The sequence below is a fragment of the Ruegeria sp. AP12 genome, from assembly GCF_056540025.1.
Genome location: NZ_JBQFVZ010000005.1, coordinates 32,221 through 49,433 on the forward strand (window position 1 = coordinate 32,221; position 17,213 = coordinate 49,433).

At 58.8% G+C, this 17,213-nt stretch carries 13 protein-coding genes; 8 read left to right on the plus strand and 5 right to left on the minus strand.

The genetic code is table 11. From position 1 onward, the window contains the following. Window position 1: 1 nt before the first annotated feature. Window positions 2-1,126 carry an ABC transporter permease gene (locus ACR0E6_RS14365; RefSeq protein WP_480584543.1) on the minus strand — a complete coding sequence of 375 codons (1,125 nt, stop codon included), beginning with the start codon at window positions 1,124-1,126 and terminating at the stop codon, window positions 2-4. 207 nt (window positions 1,127-1,333) lie between these two features. Between ACR0E6_RS14365 and ACR0E6_RS14370 the strand changes: the two genes are divergently transcribed. The 8 genes from ACR0E6_RS14370 (at window position 1,334) to ACR0E6_RS14405 (ending at window position 11,520) form a co-directional block, all read left to right on the plus strand. Continuing rightward, window positions 1,334-1,738 carry an SxtJ family membrane protein gene (locus ACR0E6_RS14370; RefSeq protein ID WP_480584545.1) on the plus strand — a complete coding sequence of 135 codons (405 nt, stop codon included), beginning with the start codon at window positions 1,334-1,336 and terminating at the stop codon, window positions 1,736-1,738. A 17-nt stretch (window positions 1,739-1,755) separates the two neighbouring features. Continuing rightward, window positions 1,756-1,905: a DUF5989 family protein gene (locus ACR0E6_RS14375; protein WP_170453733.1), complete on the plus strand. Its 150-nt coding sequence runs from the start codon at window positions 1,756-1,758 to the stop codon at window positions 1,903-1,905. A gap of 4 nt (window positions 1,906-1,909) precedes the next feature. Beyond that, on the plus strand, window positions 1,910-3,745 hold the full coding sequence (locus ACR0E6_RS14380) for a carbamoyltransferase family protein (protein WP_480584547.1): 1,836 nt from the start codon (window positions 1,910-1,912) through the stop codon (window positions 3,743-3,745). Window positions 3,746-3,817: 72 nt separating this feature from the next. Continuing rightward, window positions 3,818-5,350, plus strand: a complete 1,533-nt coding sequence (locus ACR0E6_RS14385; protein ID WP_480584549.1) for an alkaline phosphatase family protein — start codon at window positions 3,818-3,820, stop codon at window positions 5,348-5,350. 192 nt (window positions 5,351-5,542) lie between these two features. Further along, complete coding sequence (aspT, locus tag ACR0E6_RS14390) at window positions 5,543-7,228, plus strand: aspartate-alanine antiporter (protein WP_480584551.1); 1,686 nt, start codon at window positions 5,543-5,545, stop codon at window positions 7,226-7,228. A gap of 18 nt (window positions 7,229-7,246) precedes the next feature. After that, entirely contained in the window at window positions 7,247-8,863 is a 1,617-nt protein-coding gene (locus tag ACR0E6_RS14395) for a bifunctional aspartate transaminase/aspartate 4-decarboxylase (RefSeq protein ID WP_480584554.1), read from the plus strand. A gap of 60 nt (window positions 8,864-8,923) precedes the next feature. Beyond that, window positions 8,924-10,819, plus strand: a complete 1,896-nt coding sequence (locus ACR0E6_RS14400) for a hybrid sensor histidine kinase/response regulator (RefSeq protein WP_480584556.1) — start codon at window positions 8,924-8,926, stop codon at window positions 10,817-10,819. Beyond that, window positions 10,819-11,520, plus strand: coding sequence for a response regulator transcription factor (locus ACR0E6_RS14405; protein ID WP_170453739.1), 702 nt, complete (start codon window positions 10,819-10,821; stop codon window positions 11,518-11,520). Before ACR0E6_RS14400 ends, ACR0E6_RS14405 begins: the two co-directional genes overlap by 1 nt. A 58-nt stretch (window positions 11,521-11,578) precedes the next feature. On the opposite strand, the gene ACR0E6_RS14410 is transcribed toward ACR0E6_RS14405, so the two are convergent. Genes ACR0E6_RS14410 through ACR0E6_RS14425 form a run of 4 tightly spaced genes read right to left on the minus strand, consistent with a single transcriptional unit; the run spans window position 11,579 to window position 17,177 of the window. Then, entirely contained in the window at window positions 11,579-12,889 is a 1,311-nt protein-coding gene (locus tag ACR0E6_RS14410) for an HlyD family type I secretion periplasmic adaptor subunit (RefSeq protein WP_480584558.1), read from the minus strand. Then, window positions 12,873-15,023, minus strand: coding sequence for a type I secretion system permease/ATPase (locus ACR0E6_RS14415; RefSeq protein WP_480584560.1), 2,151 nt, complete (start codon window positions 15,021-15,023; stop codon window positions 12,873-12,875). The genes ACR0E6_RS14410 and ACR0E6_RS14415 overlap by 17 nt, the downstream gene beginning before the upstream one ends. Beyond that, window positions 15,020-16,354, minus strand: a complete 1,335-nt coding sequence (locus ACR0E6_RS14420) for a TolC family protein (protein ID WP_480584562.1) — start codon at window positions 16,352-16,354, stop codon at window positions 15,020-15,022. The genes ACR0E6_RS14415 and ACR0E6_RS14420 overlap by 4 nt, the downstream gene beginning before the upstream one ends. After that, entirely contained in the window at window positions 16,347-17,177 is an 831-nt protein-coding gene (locus ACR0E6_RS14425; RefSeq protein WP_480584564.1) for a SapC family protein, read from the minus strand. The genes ACR0E6_RS14420 and ACR0E6_RS14425 overlap by 8 nt, the downstream gene beginning before the upstream one ends. Window positions 17,178-17,213: the final 36 nt, after the last annotated feature.

Sequence of the window (17,213 nt, forward strand, 5' to 3'; positions counted from 1 at the left end):
GTCAGATCCCCAGCTCTGAGAAGAAGATCGAAAACAGCGCGTCGATGGCGATCACCATGAAAATCGACTGCACCACCGAGGCGGTGGTGCGTTGCCCAACGCTTTGCGCCGACCCTTTGACCTGCATGGCCTGCCAGCAGGCGATGACCCCGATGACCAGCGCAAAGAACGGGGCCTTGATCAGGCCAACGGCCAGTTGCCAGACATCGGTGCTTTCGTTCAGGCGCGTGATGAACATGCCGGGGCTGATGCCCAGATCGATCCAACTCATCAACGCGCCGCCGAACAGCCCGGCCATATCGGCAACAAAGCCGAGAATTGGCAACATGATCAGCAGGGCCAGAACACGTGGCACCACCAGAACCTCGATCGGGTCCAGACCCAGCGTGCGCATGGCGTCAATCTCTTCCTGCACCTTCATCGACCCGATTGAGGCGGTAAAGGCCGAGCCTGACCGGCCCGCGACGATGATCGCGGTCAGCAAAATCCCCAACTCGCGCAGAACCGAGATTGAGATCAGTTCGACCACAAAAATCTCGGCCCCGAACTGTTTCAGCTGCGTGGCGCCCTGAAAGGCCAGAACAACGCCGATCAGAAACCCCATCAGCGCCACGATGGGCAGGGCCTTGAACCCGGTTTCTTCCATGTGCGTGAACAGGGCCGCCCGTCGCAGCCGCCATGGCATCGCAATTGTGCGGGCCAGCCGGTGCAGGGTCAGACCCAGAAACCCGAGGATCGACAGCGTATCCTTCCAGGCCCCGAAGGTGCTGCGGCCAACGCTCTCGACCCAATCGGCGAAAGTCCTTGGTTTGGCCAGCCGCCCCGGCTTGTCTGGGATGTTGTGCGATACGGTATCGATCAAAGCGGCATGTGCCGGTTTCAACCCCAGAAACTGAAGCTGCGCGCCATTGGCCGTGAACCGCCGCGACAGGTCCGCCACCAGCCACGCGCCACCGGTATCCAACGCCTCGATTTCCGACAGGTCCACGGTCACGTCGCCGCCAACTGGCTGAACCGCGGCGAAGTCGCGTTCGACCGTTTCCAAGGACTGCGTCAACAGCGCGCCCGAAATGCGCACATGTGTGCCGGTGCTTTCGCGCTCAGAGGTGATCTTGGGCGGCGTCATGAGGACATGTGACGGAAAACGCCCACGGGCTGCAACGGCTTTGTGCGCTTTCGCGGGGATTTGGGGGATCAGAATGGCCTGGGTGTGACACTGCTTGGCGTCAGATGGCAGATTCCCGGTCGCATTGTGACCCAATTCACTTGTTTCAACCGAAGGTAATGCTACCTTATTACATGTGGTTGAGTTTTAGTTGTTTGGTTGTGTGTCATGTCTGACCATCACGCGAATGTTGATGTCGAAATCGGGTCCGAGCGCGGGTTCGGATTTGTCTTCACAGCGGTTTTTCTGATCATTGCCCTGTGGCCTGTATTTGGCGGCGGGTCCCCGCGTTGGATACTGCTTGCGATTGCTGGGATCATCCTTGCGCTGACCTTTCTTGCCCCGCAGGTTTTGGCCAAACCGAACCGGCTTTGGTTCAAGTTTGGCATGCTATTGGGGGCCATTGTCGCGCCCGTCGTGATGTTTCTGGTCTTCATCACCACCTTTGTGCCGTTTGGCCTTGTGGCGCGTTTGTTGGGCAAAGATCTATTGTCCGAAAGGCTAGACAGCAGTGCAGAAAGCTATTGGGTTGTCCGCAAGGACCAGCCTGGCAGCATGAAACAACAGTTTTAAAGAAGGGAGTACCAGACGTGACATTCGTTTCCGAGCTCTGGTCGTTTTTGAGGGTCAGAAAGAAGTTTTGGCTGCTGCCCATCTTTGTCATGTTGGGTGTATTCGGAGGGCTGATCGTCCTTAGCCAAGGTTCGGCCATTGCGCCGTTCGTTTACACGCTGTTCTGATCTTATGACGTATATTTTGGGCATTTCCGCGCTGTATCACGACAGCGCCGCAGCACTGTTGCGCGACGGCCAGATCGTGGCCGCCGCGCAAGAGGAACGGTTTACCCGCAAAAAACACGACCCCGGATTTCCGGAAAAGGCGATCCAATACGTGCTGGCCGAATCAGGCATCACATTGGCGGACGTGGACAATGTTGTGTTCTACGATAAACCGTTTCTGAAATTCGAACGTTTGATCGAAACTTACATCGCAGTCGCGCCGCGCGGGTTCAATTCGTTCCGAATGGCCATGCCGGTCTGGTTGCGTGAGAAGCTATTTCTGAAGGATTTGCTGAACAAACAGTTTCGCAAAATCGATCCCGGTTTTACCGTCGATAAGATCCTGTTCTCGGAACATCATGTCAGCCACGCCGCCAGCGCGTTTTACCCCTCACCCTTTGAAGAGGCGATTGTGCTGACGGTGGATGGTGTCGGTGAATGGGCCACGACAACGGTTGGCATCGGGCGCGGCAATGAGCTGACGATGGTCAAGGAACTGCATTTCCCGCATTCGCTGGGTCTGCTTTATTCCGCCTTCACCTATTACACCGGGTTCAAGGTCAATTCCGGCGAATACAAGGTCATGGGTTTGGCCCCGTACGGTATGCCGAAATACAAGGATCTGATCCTCGAACATCTGGTTGATCTGAAAGAGGACGGCTCATTCCGGCTGAACCAGAAGTACTTTAATTATACGGCCGGTCTGACCATGACCAGCAAGGCGCTTGAGGATTTGTTTGGCCAGCCGGTGCGCAAGCCCGAAACCGATCAATTGACGCAGTTTCATATGGATATCGCTGCATCCGTTCAGGCCGTGACCGAAGAGATCATGTTGCGTATCACCCGCGATCTGGCGCGCGAACACGGCATCCGAAATCTGTGCATGGCGGGCGGTGTCGCCCTGAACTGCGTGGCAAACGGCAAGATTCTGCGGGACGGCGCGTTTGATAGCGTCTGGGTTCAGCCTGCCGCCGGGGACGCAGGCGGGGCACTAGGGGCCGCCTGCGCTGCGTGGCATCAGGAATTGGGGAACCCACGACAGGTCACCTCGGGCGATCAGATGCAGGGGGCCTATCTGGGCCCACGTTTCGAAGATGATGAGATTGCCAAGGAACTGACCCGCGCGGGGGCCAAATTCACCACCTACGAAAACGGTGAACTGGTCGACCAGACTGCGCAGGCGCTGGCGGACGGAAAAGCGGTCGGATGGTTTCAGGGTCGGATGGAGTTCGGGCCACGCGCCTTGGGCGCACGCTCGATCCTGGGGGATCCACGATCCGAGTCGATGCAGAAAACCCTGAACCTGAAGGTCAAATACCGCGAAAGCTTCCGCCCCTTCGCGCCGTCTGTCCTGCGCGAGGACGTCGCGGATTGGTTCGAGCTGGACGGCGACAGCCCCTATATGCTGATCGTGGCCGATGTTCAGGAAAAAATCCGCCGCCAGATGACGGATGAGGAAAACGATCTGTTTGGCATCGACAAGCTGAACGTCAAACGATCCGAGATCCCGGCGGTGACCCATGTGGATTACTCTGCCCGCATTCAGACCGTGCATCAGGACACGAACCCGGCCTATCACGCGCTGATTTCCAAGTTCAAAGACCTGACCGGATGCTCTTTGGTCGTGAACACCTCGTTCAACGTGCGGGGCGAGCCGATTGTCTGCACTCCGACCGATGCGTTCCGCTGCTTCATGGGTACGGATATCGAGGTTCTGTCGATCGGCAACTGCCTGTTGCGCAAAGAAGATCAGGACTCGGCGCTGAGGGAAAATTACGAGACCAAGTACGAGCTCGACTAAGTTCTTGCGAGGTCAGTCGTTCCGCGACACAGTCCGCACCAGAAACTCGGGTGCGGAATCGAGGTGCGCGACATGGGTCAGGCTGGGAAAGTTCTGTTCATCATAATCGACCAGCTTCGGGCAGATTGCCTGTTCGGAGCGTTGGCGGATCATGTAAACCTGCCAAATCTGCGATCCTTCATGGCCGAGGCGGTGACGTTCAAACGGCACTATTCGGTGACCAACCCCTGTGGCCCGTCACGCGCATCGCTGTTGACCGGGCAATACGCGATGAACCACCGCTCGGTCCGTAACGGTACGCCGCTGCGCCACGATATTCCCAATATCGCGACCGAAATGCGCAAGGCTGGCTATCTGCCGATGCTGTTCGGCTATACCGACACCCCGGCAGACCCGCGTGCCTACGACCCGAATGATCCGATCCTGCGGACCTATGAACAGTCGATGGAAGGCTTCCTTGAAGTTGTCGAGATGCGGTTGGAGGAATCCTATCCCTGGCGCGCGCATCTGATGAAAAAGGGCTATGCGTTCGACAGTTATATGGACGTCTACAAGCCGGTTTCGCCGTCGGGTGGGCCGCCCAAACTAAACGACCCGGCGATGTATCGGGCCGAGGACAGTGACACGGCCTTTCTGACCGACGCGTTTCTTGAAGGTATCGCGTCGCATCACGATCAGAACTGGTTTGCCCATCTGACCTATATCCGCCCGCATCCTCCGCTGGTGGCCCCAGCGCCGTACAACACCATGTATGACCCGGACAGCGTGCCTTTGCCTGACCGGCTGGCCACGCCCGAGGCCGAAAAATCCCTGCACCCGTTCTTTGGCCCCAAGCTGGACGTCTACACCGAGAAAGAGTTTGTTCAAGGCTTTGACGCGGTCGAACCAACGGATGAGAACATCCGGACCCTGCGCTCGATCTATTTTGGGTTGGCGACCGAGGTGGATCACCACATTGGCCGCGTGGTCCAGTACCTCAAGGACAGCGGGCAATACGACGACACGCTGATCGTACTGACGGCGGATCACGGCGAGATGCTGGGCGACCGGCACAGCTGGGGCAAGATGGCGGTCTATGACGCGGCCTATCACACGCCGTTGATGATCCGCATGCCGGGCAATCAGGCGCGGGCGGGGGCTGAGGTGACGGTTCCTACCGAATCCATCGACATCACGCCGACCATTCTGCAATGGGTCGGGCAACCCGCCCCGAATGAGATGGATGGCCGGTCTCTGATCCCCTTATTGCGGGGCGACGTGCCCGACGATTGGCGCAGCTATTCCTTCAGCGAGCTTGATTTTTCCGAGCCAGAGAACCCGACCCTTTGGCAACAACGGTTGGGAACGGGAAACAGCGACTCATGTCTGGGCATCCTGCGCGATGATCGCTTCACGTTGATCGAGTTTGCCGCCGACCTGCCGCCGATCCTGTTCGACCATCACGACAAGGGAGAGTTCGAGAACGTCGCCGGTGACCCGGCCTATGCAGATGATCTTGCCCGGTTGTGCCGGCAGATGCTGCGGCATCGGATGCGGAACATGGATCACACACTCTCGCTGCATTCCATCACGCACGAAGGGGCAAAGTCCCGCAATAGGTACTAGGGTTAGGCTCTCGGAAAAATCCTAGACAAATTCATATCTTACGATATCGTCGCCTTGACTTGATGCATTTGATTTCTTTTCCGCCAGGCAGAGTGACGGTTTGATTGGTTGATTGTCCTGCGTGAACGCCTGCGGCTTCTCATATGAACGGCATCCCTTCGTACGGGATGACCTGGTTACAGGAGATGGGCGATGATCGACTGGTTTGTGAATGTCTTGCGCAGCTATCCAGAACTGGCGGTGTTCCTGTCCATCGGCATCGGGTTTCTGGTCGGTCCGTGGAAACTGTTCGGGTTCAGTCTGGGCACCGTGACCGCAACTTTGCTGGCTGCTGTCGTGATCGGGCAGGCGCATATCGAGGTCGACTCGGCGGTCAAATCAACGTTTTTCATCATGTTTATCTTTGCCGTCGGATACGGCGTCGGGCCGCAGTTCATCCGAGGGCTCAAGGCCGATGGCGCGCGCGAGGTTCTGTTTGCGCTTAGCGTGCTGGCCCTGTGCCTGATCGTCCCGGTTGTGGCGGCCAAGATCGCAGGGCTGGAACTGGGTTTTGCCGCCGGTCTCTATGCCGGTTCCCAGACAATCTCGGCTGCGATTGGGGTGGCGACGGATCAGATCAATCAACTGGGTCTGTCGTCTGAACAGGCGCAAACCTATGCCAACCAGATCCCCATTGCCTATGCGGTCACCTATATCTACGGCACCATCGGCTCGGCCATCATTCTGGCCAAGATCGGGCCGCGTCTGATCGGCGTTGATCTGGTCGCCGCCTGCAAGGAGTACGAGGCCAAGCTGGGTGGTGGTGCGGCAGTGGACACAGGCGAGGGGATCGTTTCAGGCTATCGCGCCATCGAATCCCGCGCCTTCGTGATCCCCGAGGGCAGCGATCTTCTGGGGCAACCCGTCAAAGACCTTATGCCCGGCGTCCGCATCTATGCCGAGCGGATCAAACGTGGCGACCAGATCGTCGAGGTCGAAGATGATACGATCCTGCAGGCCGGAGACACGGTCATGTTCTCGGGCCGGCGGGCTGACCTTGTGGGATTGCTCGAAGCCAAGCTGAAAGAGGCCGACGCGCCGGAACTGCTGAGCATCCCTTCCGAAAAGCTGGATGTTCTGATCACCAACAAAGAGGTGCACGGAAAAACGCTTGAGGAGTTGGGCAAGCTGTCCATGGCGCGCGGCGTCTATGTCTCGAAACTGATGCGCAACATGGTTGAATTGCCTCTATTGCCGGGCACCGTGCTGCGTCGCGGTGACATTCTGACCGTGCTGGGCAGCAAACGTCATGTCGAGGCTGTTATAGCCGAAATCGGGTATGCAGACCGGCCCGTAGATACAACTGATCTGGCCTTTGTCGGCTGGGGCATTTTCCTTGGTGGGTTGGTCGGGACGCTGGCCATCACGATGGGCGGGTTTCCGATCAGCCTGTCGACCACGGGCGGCGCATTGCTGTCAGGTCTCTTGCTGGGTTGGTTGCGTACGGTGCATCCCACATTTGGGCGCATTCCCGGCCCGTCATTGTGGTTGATGAATACACTCGGCCTGAATGTCTTTATTGCCGTGATCGGAATCACCGCCGGGCCGGGCTTTATCGCCGGGCTGCAACAGGCGGGTATTGCCTTGCTGCTGTGGGGGATCGTGGCGACGTCCTTGCCGATGATCTTCTCGGTCTATGTCGGGCATTACGTCTTCAAGTTTCACCCGGCCATCCTGTTCGGGGCCTGCGCCGGGGCGCGTACCACCACGGCGGCGCTGGGGATGATACAGGAAGCGGCCCAAAGCCGAATTCCCGCGCTGGGATACGGGATGCCCTATGCCATCGGAAACACGCTGCTGACCATCTTTGGTATGGTCGTCGTTTTGATCCTCAGCTGATTTGGAAAGGTTGGATTCATGGACAGACTGAAACTGCATGACTACGAAGCGCTCAGCCCCTTTCAGATCAAGGATGAGCTGATCAAACTCGCCTCGGACGAGGCGCACAAGTCGAACTCGGCCTTTCTGAACGCAGGCCGTGGCAACCCCAACTGGATCGCGACCCGCCCGCGCGAGGCGTTTTTTGCACTGGGTCAGTTCGCTGTGACCGAAGCCAAACGCGTCATGAACCACCCGGCGGGTCTGGGCGGGATGCCCGCGCAGAACGGATGCCATGAGCGTCTGTTGAAATGGGCCGAAGCGCACGCCGAAACGCCGGGCGTCGATACGCTGCTGGAGGTGGTCAAACACGCGATCTTCGCCTTCGACTTTGACGCGGATGCGTTTGTGCATGAACTGACGGATTCGATCATCGGCGACAACTACCCGGTGCCGGATCGCATCCTGAAACACAACGCGATCATCGCGCATGAATACCTGATGTGGGCCATGTGTTCCGGCCATCAACCGGATGCGAAATTCGATCTGTTTGCGGTCGAAGGCGGCACGGCGGCCATGTGCTACATCTTCAAAACGCTCAAGGCGAACCGGTTGCTAAACCCCGGCGACACCATCGCCCTATGCACACCGATCTTCACGCCATATCTGGAGATGCCCGAGCTTGAGGATTACAGCCTCGAATCCGTGCATGTCGAAACCGATGAAGAGGACGGTTTTCAACTGACCGATGCAGCGGTGGAAAAGCTGAAGGACCCGAAGGTCAAAGCCTTCTTTCTGGTCAATCCGGGCAATCCGTCATCGGTTGCATTGAACAAGGCCTCGCTGCAAAAACTGGCGGATCTGATCGAAAATGACCGACCCGATCTGATCATGCTGACCGACGACGTTTACGGCACCTTCGTGCACGATTTCACCTCGGTCATGGGATTCGTGCCGCGCAATACGATCGGGGTCTATTCCTACTCGAAATATTTCGGCTGTACCGGCTGGCGTCTAGGCGTGATCGCGGTCGCGCAGGACAATATCTTTGACCTGAAACTGTCTGACCATCCTGATGAGATCAAAGAGACGTTGGACAAACGCTATGGCACGCTCAGCCTGACGCCGCGCGACATTCGGTTCATCGACCGCCTGGTCGCAGACAGCCGTGATGTGGCGCTGAACCACACGGCTGGGCTGTCCCTGCCGCAGCAGGTGATGATGACCCTGTTTTCGCTGGTCGAACTGGTGGATACCAAAAAGGACTATCAGGCCGCCTGCATGGAACTGGTCCATCGCCGCTTCAAAATGCTGACCGAGGCTTTGGGCATCGATGTCGATGCAGGCGAGAACTATGACGCCTATTACGGGATCATCGACTTCGAATTCTGGCTGCGGAAATATGTCGGCGAAGAGGTCGTGGACTGGATCAAGCAGAACGTCCACCCGCTGGATATCGCGTTCAAACTGGCCGAGGATCACGGCATCGTCCTGCTGAACGGTAGCGGGTTCGACGCCCCGGGCTGGTCGGCGCGCGTGTCCTTTGCCAACCTTCCGGACGAGGCCTATTCGCAGATTGGCCGCGCCGTCCGGGCCGTCGCGCGTGGATATGTCGAAGCCTACAGGGCCGCCAATAACAAACCCCTGCACGGGTAATCAGCCCTCTACACCTGCGGGCTGTCTGGTGCTACGGATAACCTGCGGGGGAGGGTGATTTTGGACATTTCGGAACAACGCATCAAGGCGATGACAACCGCCGGGCTGAACCTGATTGGTCAGGCCCTGTCGATCTATGACAGCCAGTTGCGGCTGGTTCTCAGCAACCGCCGGTTTCAAGAGATGTTCGACCTTCCCGACGAGCTGGTGCAACCGGGCGCTTTGTTCCGTGACACGATCTATTGTCTGGCCAGCCGAGGGGAATACGGCGACGAGGACAGCGTCGAGGAAATGGTCAAGGTGCGGGTCAATCAGGCTCTGGCCTTCGAACCGCACTATATGGAGCGCGTGCGTCCAAATGGTCAGGTGATCTCAATCGAAGGTGCGCCATTGCCGCAAGGTGGTTGGGTGGCCGTTTACACGGACATTACCGGAGCAAAACGCGCTGAAAACCTGCTGCGCGCCCGGTCCGAGGAACTGTCCGGCCAATTGTTGACCCATGCCGAGGAATTGTCAGCCACCAACCGCCAGTTGGCGGCCACGATCACAGCGCTGGAAGAGGCCAAGCGCGAGCTGACCGAAATCGAAGCCCGCACGCGGATGACCACCGAAATGATGCCGGCCCATATTGCTCATCTGAACACCGAAGGACGATACGATTACTCGAACCGGCGTCTCAGTTCGGTCATGCCCGGGCGGCCATCGGATATTCTGGGTCTGCATATCTCGCAGGCATTGGGGACCAGCGCCTTTGCCCGCGTCGAAAGCCATCTGCAAAGGGCGTATGACGGCAATACGTCTGTTTTTGAATTCACCGAAGATCAGGATTCCCGCCGTATCCGAGTCTCATTCACGCCGGACGGGGCAGGGGGTGTTTACGTCATGTCGGTGGATATAACCGAAGAAACGCAGGCCCGCGTTGCCCTGCAACAGACCCGCCGCCGCGAGATGGCCGCGCAGATGACCAACGGGCTGGCGCATGACTTTTCCAACCTGCTGACGATCATCCTTGGGATGCAGTCCCAGCTGACCAAGATGGACCTGCCCGAGGACGCCCGCGCTCTGGTCGCCGCAACCCAGAAAACGGCGCGGCGGGGTGGTCAGTTGCTGAACCGGATCGCCGATATGACGGGCAATCGCACGCCGCAGCCCAAAGCCACCGATATGCGCCGTCTGCTCGAGGATTTGCGGATTGTCGCCACCCCGTCTTTGCCGCGCGGTGTTGGCCTGTCGGTTGTCAATACCTTGCCGGATCAGGCCCTTATGCTGGATCCGGGTATGTTGCAGGACGCGTTGCTGAACCTTGTGCTGAACGCGCGGGATGCTTGCGGCACGTCTGGTCAGGTCACGATCAGCGCCCACACGGTCGGCAATATCTGGGTCGAGATCACAGTGTCAGACACAGGTCCCGGCTTTTCGTCAGAAGCGCTGGACAAAGCGCTGAACCCGTTCTTCACCACCAAAGGCAGCGATGGCTCGGGCCTTGGTCTGCCGATGGTTTACGACACGGTTAAGCTGGCAGGCGGTGATCTGAACCTGCGCAATACGCCCTCTGGCGCATCGGTCGTGCTGCGGCTGCCCTACCGGCCTGCCCCCCCTGAACAGGATGGTCTGGTGCTTTTGGTCGAAGACAGCGATGACCTGCGCGGACAGTTCCGGGATATGCTGATCGATCTTGGCCATTCGGTGATCGAGGCGACCTCGGCCGATGAGGCGCTTGCGTTGACTGCAAATGTGGAAGGGATTGTCATGGTGCTGTCCGACATTCGGCTTGAAGGGCCCGCTACGGGTTTGGACATGTTGGCGCAGCTTCCAACGGAATTGCCCTGTATCCTTATGACTTCTTTGCCTTATTCCGACCCGCTGCATCGGCAGGCCCTTGCCAAAGCGCCCGTGCTGAGTAAACCCTTCTCGCAGGCGCAATTGTCCGCGCTGATCCGAACCGAGGCCGCTTGATGACCCAGCCGTTGGTGACCATTCTGGATGATGAGCCCGAAATCCGTCGCATCCTGACAGATGCGCTGGAAGAGGCCGGATTCCGCACCCAAAGTTTTTCCCGCGCGCGCGAGTTCGAGGCTGCGTTGAAACGCGTCACACCGGATGTCTGTCTGGTGGACTTGTCTCTGCCGGATACGGACGGGTTGGCACTGGTCCACAGGCTGGCGCTTGAACAAGGGGCGGCGGTGATCATCATTTCGGGCCGGGCTCAGGTACAGGACCGGGTCACGGGGCTGGAACTTGGGGCAGATGACTACATCACCAAGCCATTCGACCCGACCGAAGTTGTGGCGCGCATCCGCGCCCGGCTGCGGTCTCCGCGCGGGCAGGCGCCGAATTCCGACGTCGCGACGTTCAACGGATGGACGGCGTATTTCGATCGTTATGTTCTTGAGGATGGCTCAGGCGTCGAGACACCGTTCAGCCATGCCGAGGGCGAGGTTCTGCGCCTGTTTCTGGAAAGCCCCAAACGTTTGATCAGCCGCGCCCAGATGCAGGAGTCACTGGGCGGTGGGGCCGGTGACAGTTTTGACCGCGCGATGGATGTTCGTATCTCTCGGCTGCGGACCAAGCTGGGAGAGGACCCCAAGAACCCGCGATTGATCAAAACTATCTACGGCGCGGGATATATTTTTGTGGGTGACGTAACCTGGAAATAACTTCCATTTCCCCGAAGGGGAATGGCGCAATCGACCATCGTTCTTAACGAAACCCGGGTTACTCTCGCAGCGCCTGATCTTTGATCTTCACAACGGGCTGCAGAATGTAGTCCAGAACAGATTTCTTGCCGGACAGGATGTCCACTTCGGCGATCATGCCGGGGATGATCTCGACCGCAATACCCTGCGCGTCCAGCATGGTGCTGCTGGTTCTGATCTCAACAACAAATACCTCTTCGTCGTTGCGCTCGGACCGGGTGATTGTATCTGCGCCTATGCGAAGAATTTCCCCATCCAGGCCGCCATAACGCGCAAAATCATAGGCCGTGATCTTCACTTTTACCGGCTGGCCTGCGTGCAGAAAGGCAATGTCCTCGGGTCGAACATAGGCTTCGACCAGTAACGAGTCATCCAGCGGAACAATCTCGATCAGATCCTCGCCGCTTCTGGCCAGACCGCCAATCGTGGTGCGATGGATACGGTTTACGATCCCCCGAACGGGTGAGCGTACCTGCGCCCGCGATGCCCGGTCGCGCAGGGCGGGAAGGGCAGGCTCCAGCGCCGCAAGCTCGGCTGTGGCCAGCGCCAGATCGGTCAGGGCCGCGGTTCGAAACCGGCTGCGCGTGGCTTTGATACGGTCGTCGATTTCGTCCAGCCCTGTTCTCAACCGGCTTGTCGCCGCCTCGGCCCGAACCTTGCGACCCTGCCATTCCGCCTCGCTGCGGCGCAAGGTCAGCAGGGTGGTGGCAGGCTCCATCCGTTGTTCGACCAAAGGGGCCATGATTGCCCGCTCTTCGGCCAACACTTTCAGCGTTGCGTCGGCGGTTACCTGATCGACCAGCCCTTCTTCGTATTCCTGATGTTTCTGTTGTCTTTGACGTTCGAGGATCGCGACTTCCGCGCTTAGTTCGGCTTGGCGACCCTGATACAAGGCGGTTTCCGACTTCACGACATTTGGTGCACCAGTGATCAGCTTTGCGTCAAAACGAAGATCTGTTCCTTCGATTTCAGCCTGCAAACGTTGCACGCGCGCCATGAGACCATAGGCACGCTGCTGTTCCTGACTCAGCTGGCTTTCGATCTGCGTGGTGTCGAGTTCCATAAGCAACGTGCCTGTTTCGACAACCTCACCTTCGCGCACGTGAAGCGCCTGCAGCACTCCGGGCTCGGTCGCTTCGATCATTTGCAGGTCGCCTGAAGGCACAATGCGCCCGTCCACCCGCGTGACGTCGTCGAGCTCTGTCAGATAGGCCCATGTCCCCGCCGCAAGCAGGCAGGCCAGGATCACGATCAGCAACAAAGATCCGCGCAACGGCGAGCGCCCGCGCATTTCACGCGCGAGTTGGGCCAGGTCAGGATGCTGCGACATTCAGATGCCTCCCCACCCGACGCGCGTGCTGCGCCAGCAGGCTTTTGGGTCCGTCCGCGCCGATCTTGCCACCCTCAATCACAATCACCCTGTCGACCAGTTCCAGCAAACTGGTCCGATGGGTGACAATGATCATAGTCGTGTCCTTGGTTGCCTCTTTCAGACGCTGGATCACCTGCGCCTCGGTCTTTACATCCATCGCGCTGGTTGGTTCGTCCAGCAGCAATACGGGCGGTTTGCCGATCAACGCGCGCGCCAGAGCTATGGCCTGTTTTTGCCCGCCCGACAAACCCTCGCCCCGTTCTGCCAGTTGTTGATCATATCCTCCGGGGTGGCGCGCGACGAAATCCTCTACCCCGGCAACACGCCCGGCCTCGATCAGGTCCGCGTCGCTGGGCCGGATCGCTCCGCTGACAATGTTGTCCCGAATGGAGCCTGAGAACAGCCACACATCCTGCAAAACCGAACCGACATTGCGGCGCAGGTCGCCGGGATCAATCTGGCGGATGTCCAGACCATCCAGCATGACCGAGCCCACTCGGGGCGTGTAGAGCCCCAAAATCAGCCGCGCGATTGTGCTTTTGCCCGAGCCGATTTGCCCCAGAATGGCGACCTTTTCACCTTGGTTCACGGTGAAAGATACGCCGTTCAGGATGTCTTCACTCTGATCGGGATAGGCAAAGTGAACATTGCTGAAGGAAATGGCACCCTTGACGCCGGTTCGGGATATCCAACTACGGCCTTCGGGCCGCTCGCTTTCGGCCTGCATCAATGCGTTCAGGTGGCGATAGGCGCTGCGCGCTTGATTCACCCGAGTCAGCGTCTGGGCCAGTTGACCCAAAGGAGCCAGCGCGCGGCCCGTCAGCATGACGGATGCAACCAAGGCGCCCATGCTGGCCTGACCTTCGGTGATCAGGAAAACACCGTAAAACACGATCAGAACCTGAGCCGCCTGCTGCGTGAACCCCGTCAGGTTCAAAGCGAACTGAGTGACCGCCCGACTTTTGGCACCATGCGACGATTGCCGTTCAATCGCATGTTCCCATCGATTGCGCATCTGTCGTCCGGCGGCCGTGGTTTTGATGGTTTCCAAACCCGTTACAGCTTCGACCAATACAGATTGCTTTGATTGTCCGTCCTTAAGGCTTTTTTCGGCCATGCGTGACAGGATCGGTTGCACGGCCAGCCCGGTCAGCAACACAACAGGGACGGCAAGCGCGGGGATCAGCGCCAGATCGCCACCCACCATATAAATGACAAAGACGAACAGGCCGATGAACGGCAGGTCGACCACAGCGACCAACGTGGCCGAGGTGAAAAACTCGCGCAACGTTTCAAACTCGCGCACCGTGCTGGTCATTGCACCGGTCGAACCGGTGCGCGACCTCATCTGGATGTTGAGAAGGTGATCAAAAACGCGCCGCCCCATGAACAGGTCGGCATTCTGGCCTGCCCGATCAATGAAACCCGCCCGCAGCAGCTTGAGAATGAAGTCAAACAGCAAGGCCAAGCCCACGCCGATGGTTAATGCGATCAGGGACTCGGTTGCTTCGTTGGGAAGAACGCGGTCATAGACCACCATGATAAATATAGAAGTCGAAAGGCCCAGCAGATTGGCCAGCGCTGCGGCAAGGGCTACCTGAATGTAAGACCACCGGTTGGCCGCCAGAGCGGACCAGAACCAGTGGCCGGCACGGCCGGGGGTGTTTGTGCTCAACTCCGCCTTGTGATCGCGCCGGAACAGGATCGCGTGTCCGGTATAGGCTTTTGCAAGAGCCTGTTCGGCCACTTCGCACAGGCCTGTACCGATTTCGGGATCGAAGATAAGCAAGGCCCCACCGGGCGCGCGCCCGTGGTAGGTGACGGCCTTGCCCCCATCCAGTAACAGCATCGCGGGGACAAGGGTGTCGTCAAAGGCTTTGAGGTTCTGGGCACCGTATCCCGCTTGCAGCCCGGCCCGTTGGGCAACGCTGAGAATGTCTCGCACGCTCAAATCGCCATTCTGTCCGGATTGCGCCGAATGAAGTGCGGCCAGAGTGATGGGCCGCTCTAACGTTTCGGCGATGTTCAGCATGCAGGCTTCAATTGCCGATACCTGCTCTTGGGTCGATGGCCTGTCGCTGTGATCCATCATGGTGTGCCCCAAGTGTTGAAGGACAGCCCCAGCAGGTCGAGTATGTCGCCTGTCAGGCTAAGCGCGGCATAGTTGGTCAGGAAAAAGCTCTGTTCGGCCAGGATCAGACGTTCCTGAGCGTTCACGTAATCCCTTTGCGCATCCAGGATTTCGATCAGGCTGCGACGGCCTATGGTGAATTGCGCCCGCGTTGCCTGAACGCTTTCGGCATTTGCCTCGACCGCGATTCTGGCCGCGCGCAATCGTTCGGCCCCAGCTTTCTGGTCCGAGCGGATGAACCCGAGCTCGCGCGTGATTTCCCGGATCAGCGCTTCGCGCGCGAATTCTGCGTCTTTGACCCGAGCTTGCGCGGCTGTGATGGCGGCGCGCCTTTGGCCGGTGCTGTCGAGTTCATAGTTGAAGGACAGATCCACACCGAAATTTGCGTCGCGATCCGTGTCCTGATTGGCAAAAGCAGCGACCCGAATGTCAGGCTGCCGACGCGCCTGCGCGGCGGTCCATTCTGCCTTGGCAGCCAACAGGCTTGCGTCTGCCCGGCGGACCTGCGGGCTGTTCATCAAGATCTGCGCATCGGTCCGGTTCAGATCGGGTGCCGGAATGGGCTGCGGCAACGGCCCGGCCGGGGTCCCAAACACCTCGCGGAACCGGGCTTCGGCCCGGTCAACTTGGGCGATCGCATCGGCTAGGCGGGTGCGGGCATCTGCCATGCGCGAACGGGCCGTCAACACATCCGCGTTAGACCCGGCACCACTGGCCGCGCGTTCAGAAATCTGGCGGACAAGATCTTCGTGCGCGGTGACATTCTGCGAATTGACGTCGCGAATTTCGCGCCGGTCCAGCACCACCACATAGGCTTCGATGGCGGCAAGCGCGGTAGCTGCTGCCGTCTGCAACTGATCGCCATGGCTTTCGTAAACCCGAGCCTTGGCGGCGGTTAGTTCACCCCTTGCTGCGCCACCGTCATACACCAGTTGCGATACGCGCAGATAAGGCGATACATCCGCAATGTCCGAGTCGATCCGCTCGGACCGCGCGTTCACGCCCAATGAGACCTGAGGCAGAAACGCCCCCCTTGCCGCATCCTGATTGGCGGCTGCAACTTCCATTCGCGTTTCGCTTTGCGCCAGCGTCGGGCTTGTTTCGACGGCGTTTCGAATCCTTTGGCCGAAGGCGCTTTGCGTCAGCGGGGCAGAGGGTTTGGTCGCCCCGGCACCAGCGGTGCCCCCGGAGAACGAAAATTCAACGCCCGACAAATCGGGGGGCTGCGTGCAGCCGGACACGTGGAGTGCGATGAGAATGCAGCCAGCGATTTGAACAATAAATTTAAACATGTGCTTGGACACCTTCCGGTTGATTAAGGCCAAAAGCGTGTTCTTTGGCTTGCGCACCGACAACAGCGTCCAAAAATCCGGAAATCTCGGATGAGGCGCGCCCACTCCCGCGATCTACCATCTGACGCTGTGCTTGCGTCAGCCAGGCAACGTGAGACAGCGACACCTGATGAGCATGGATCAGCCGCAAGGCACCACTATTGGTCAGAAGCGATTTGTGGCTTTGGGGCAGAGAGTGCACGGCCTGCAAGCTGACGCCCAGCAAACCATCCGGGCACTCGACACTGGTAAGCTGATCCAGGGGTCTAAATAGATGCATACCCTGAATGACCCGGCACAAAGTCAGTGTGTTCTGCTTGGCGGCGGCGCGTTGGCAAAGAAAACGCTGCACCTTTGCCAACTCGGGTGTCAGCTTGCCGTCCGTGTCAAAAAAACACTCGTCGCGCGGGTCGTCAGTGACAAGCCCAAGGGTTTCGTCGACCATCAGGCAACCCGCCGGTTGGGGTTCGGACTGCGCGTCTGTCTGGTCTACTTGAAACGGCGGGCAGCGGAGTGCTGACGGCAAATATTGCGCCAACCAGGTTCCTTCGTCCGACACAAATGGCGTTGACCCCTCGGCGTGCAAAGACAGTAAGGCAACTGTTTCGACTTCACCCGAGACGACGCGAAACGCGATTGGAAAAGCGGCCGCGGCCTGAAGGATTTCCGGCTCAACCACCGGGCATTCAGGAAGATGCCGGGCAAATTCAAAGGATGTGAATCGCCGCCAATACTGATGCCCGAAGTTGAGACGCGTGACCGGAGTTAAGCCGTTCTGCACCATAACTGCCCCCTCGTTCTGTTTGGTTTCCAGCCTTTT

Bases quoted from the DNA above. Each gene is read 5' to 3' on its own strand.
- ACR0E6_RS14420 (WP_480584562.1), bottom strand. From the start codon at position 16,354: ATGTTTAAATTTATTGTTCAAATCGCTGGCTGCATTCTCATCGCACTC.
- ACR0E6_RS14425 (WP_480584564.1), bottom strand. From the start codon at position 17,177: ATGGTGCAGAACGGCTTAACTCCGGTCACGCGTCTCAACTTCGGGCAT.
- ACR0E6_RS14380 (WP_480584547.1), top strand. From the start codon at position 1,910: ATGACGTATATTTTGGGCATTTCCGCGCTGTATCACGACAGCGCCGCA.
- ACR0E6_RS14405 (WP_170453739.1), top strand. From the start codon at position 10,819: ATGACCCAGCCGTTGGTGACCATTCTGGATGATGAGCCCGAAATCCGT.
- ACR0E6_RS14415 (WP_480584560.1), bottom strand. From the start codon at position 15,023: ATGATGGATCACAGCGACAGGCCATCGACCCAAGAGCAGGTATCGGCA.
- ACR0E6_RS14365 (WP_480584543.1), bottom strand. From the start codon at position 1,126: ATGACGCCGCCCAAGATCACCTCTGAGCGCGAAAGCACCGGCACACAT.
- ACR0E6_RS14395 (WP_480584554.1), top strand. From the start codon at position 7,247: ATGGACAGACTGAAACTGCATGACTACGAAGCGCTCAGCCCCTTTCAG.
- ACR0E6_RS14370 (WP_480584545.1), top strand. From the start codon at position 1,334: ATGTCTGACCATCACGCGAATGTTGATGTCGAAATCGGGTCCGAGCGC.
- aspT (WP_480584551.1), top strand. From the start codon at position 5,543: ATGATCGACTGGTTTGTGAATGTCTTGCGCAGCTATCCAGAACTGGCG.
- ACR0E6_RS14410 (WP_480584558.1), bottom strand. From the start codon at position 12,889: ATGTCGCAGCATCCTGACCTGGCCCAACTCGCGCGTGAAATGCGCGGG.
- ACR0E6_RS14385 (WP_480584549.1), top strand. From the start codon at position 3,818: ATGGGTCAGGCTGGGAAAGTTCTGTTCATCATAATCGACCAGCTTCGG.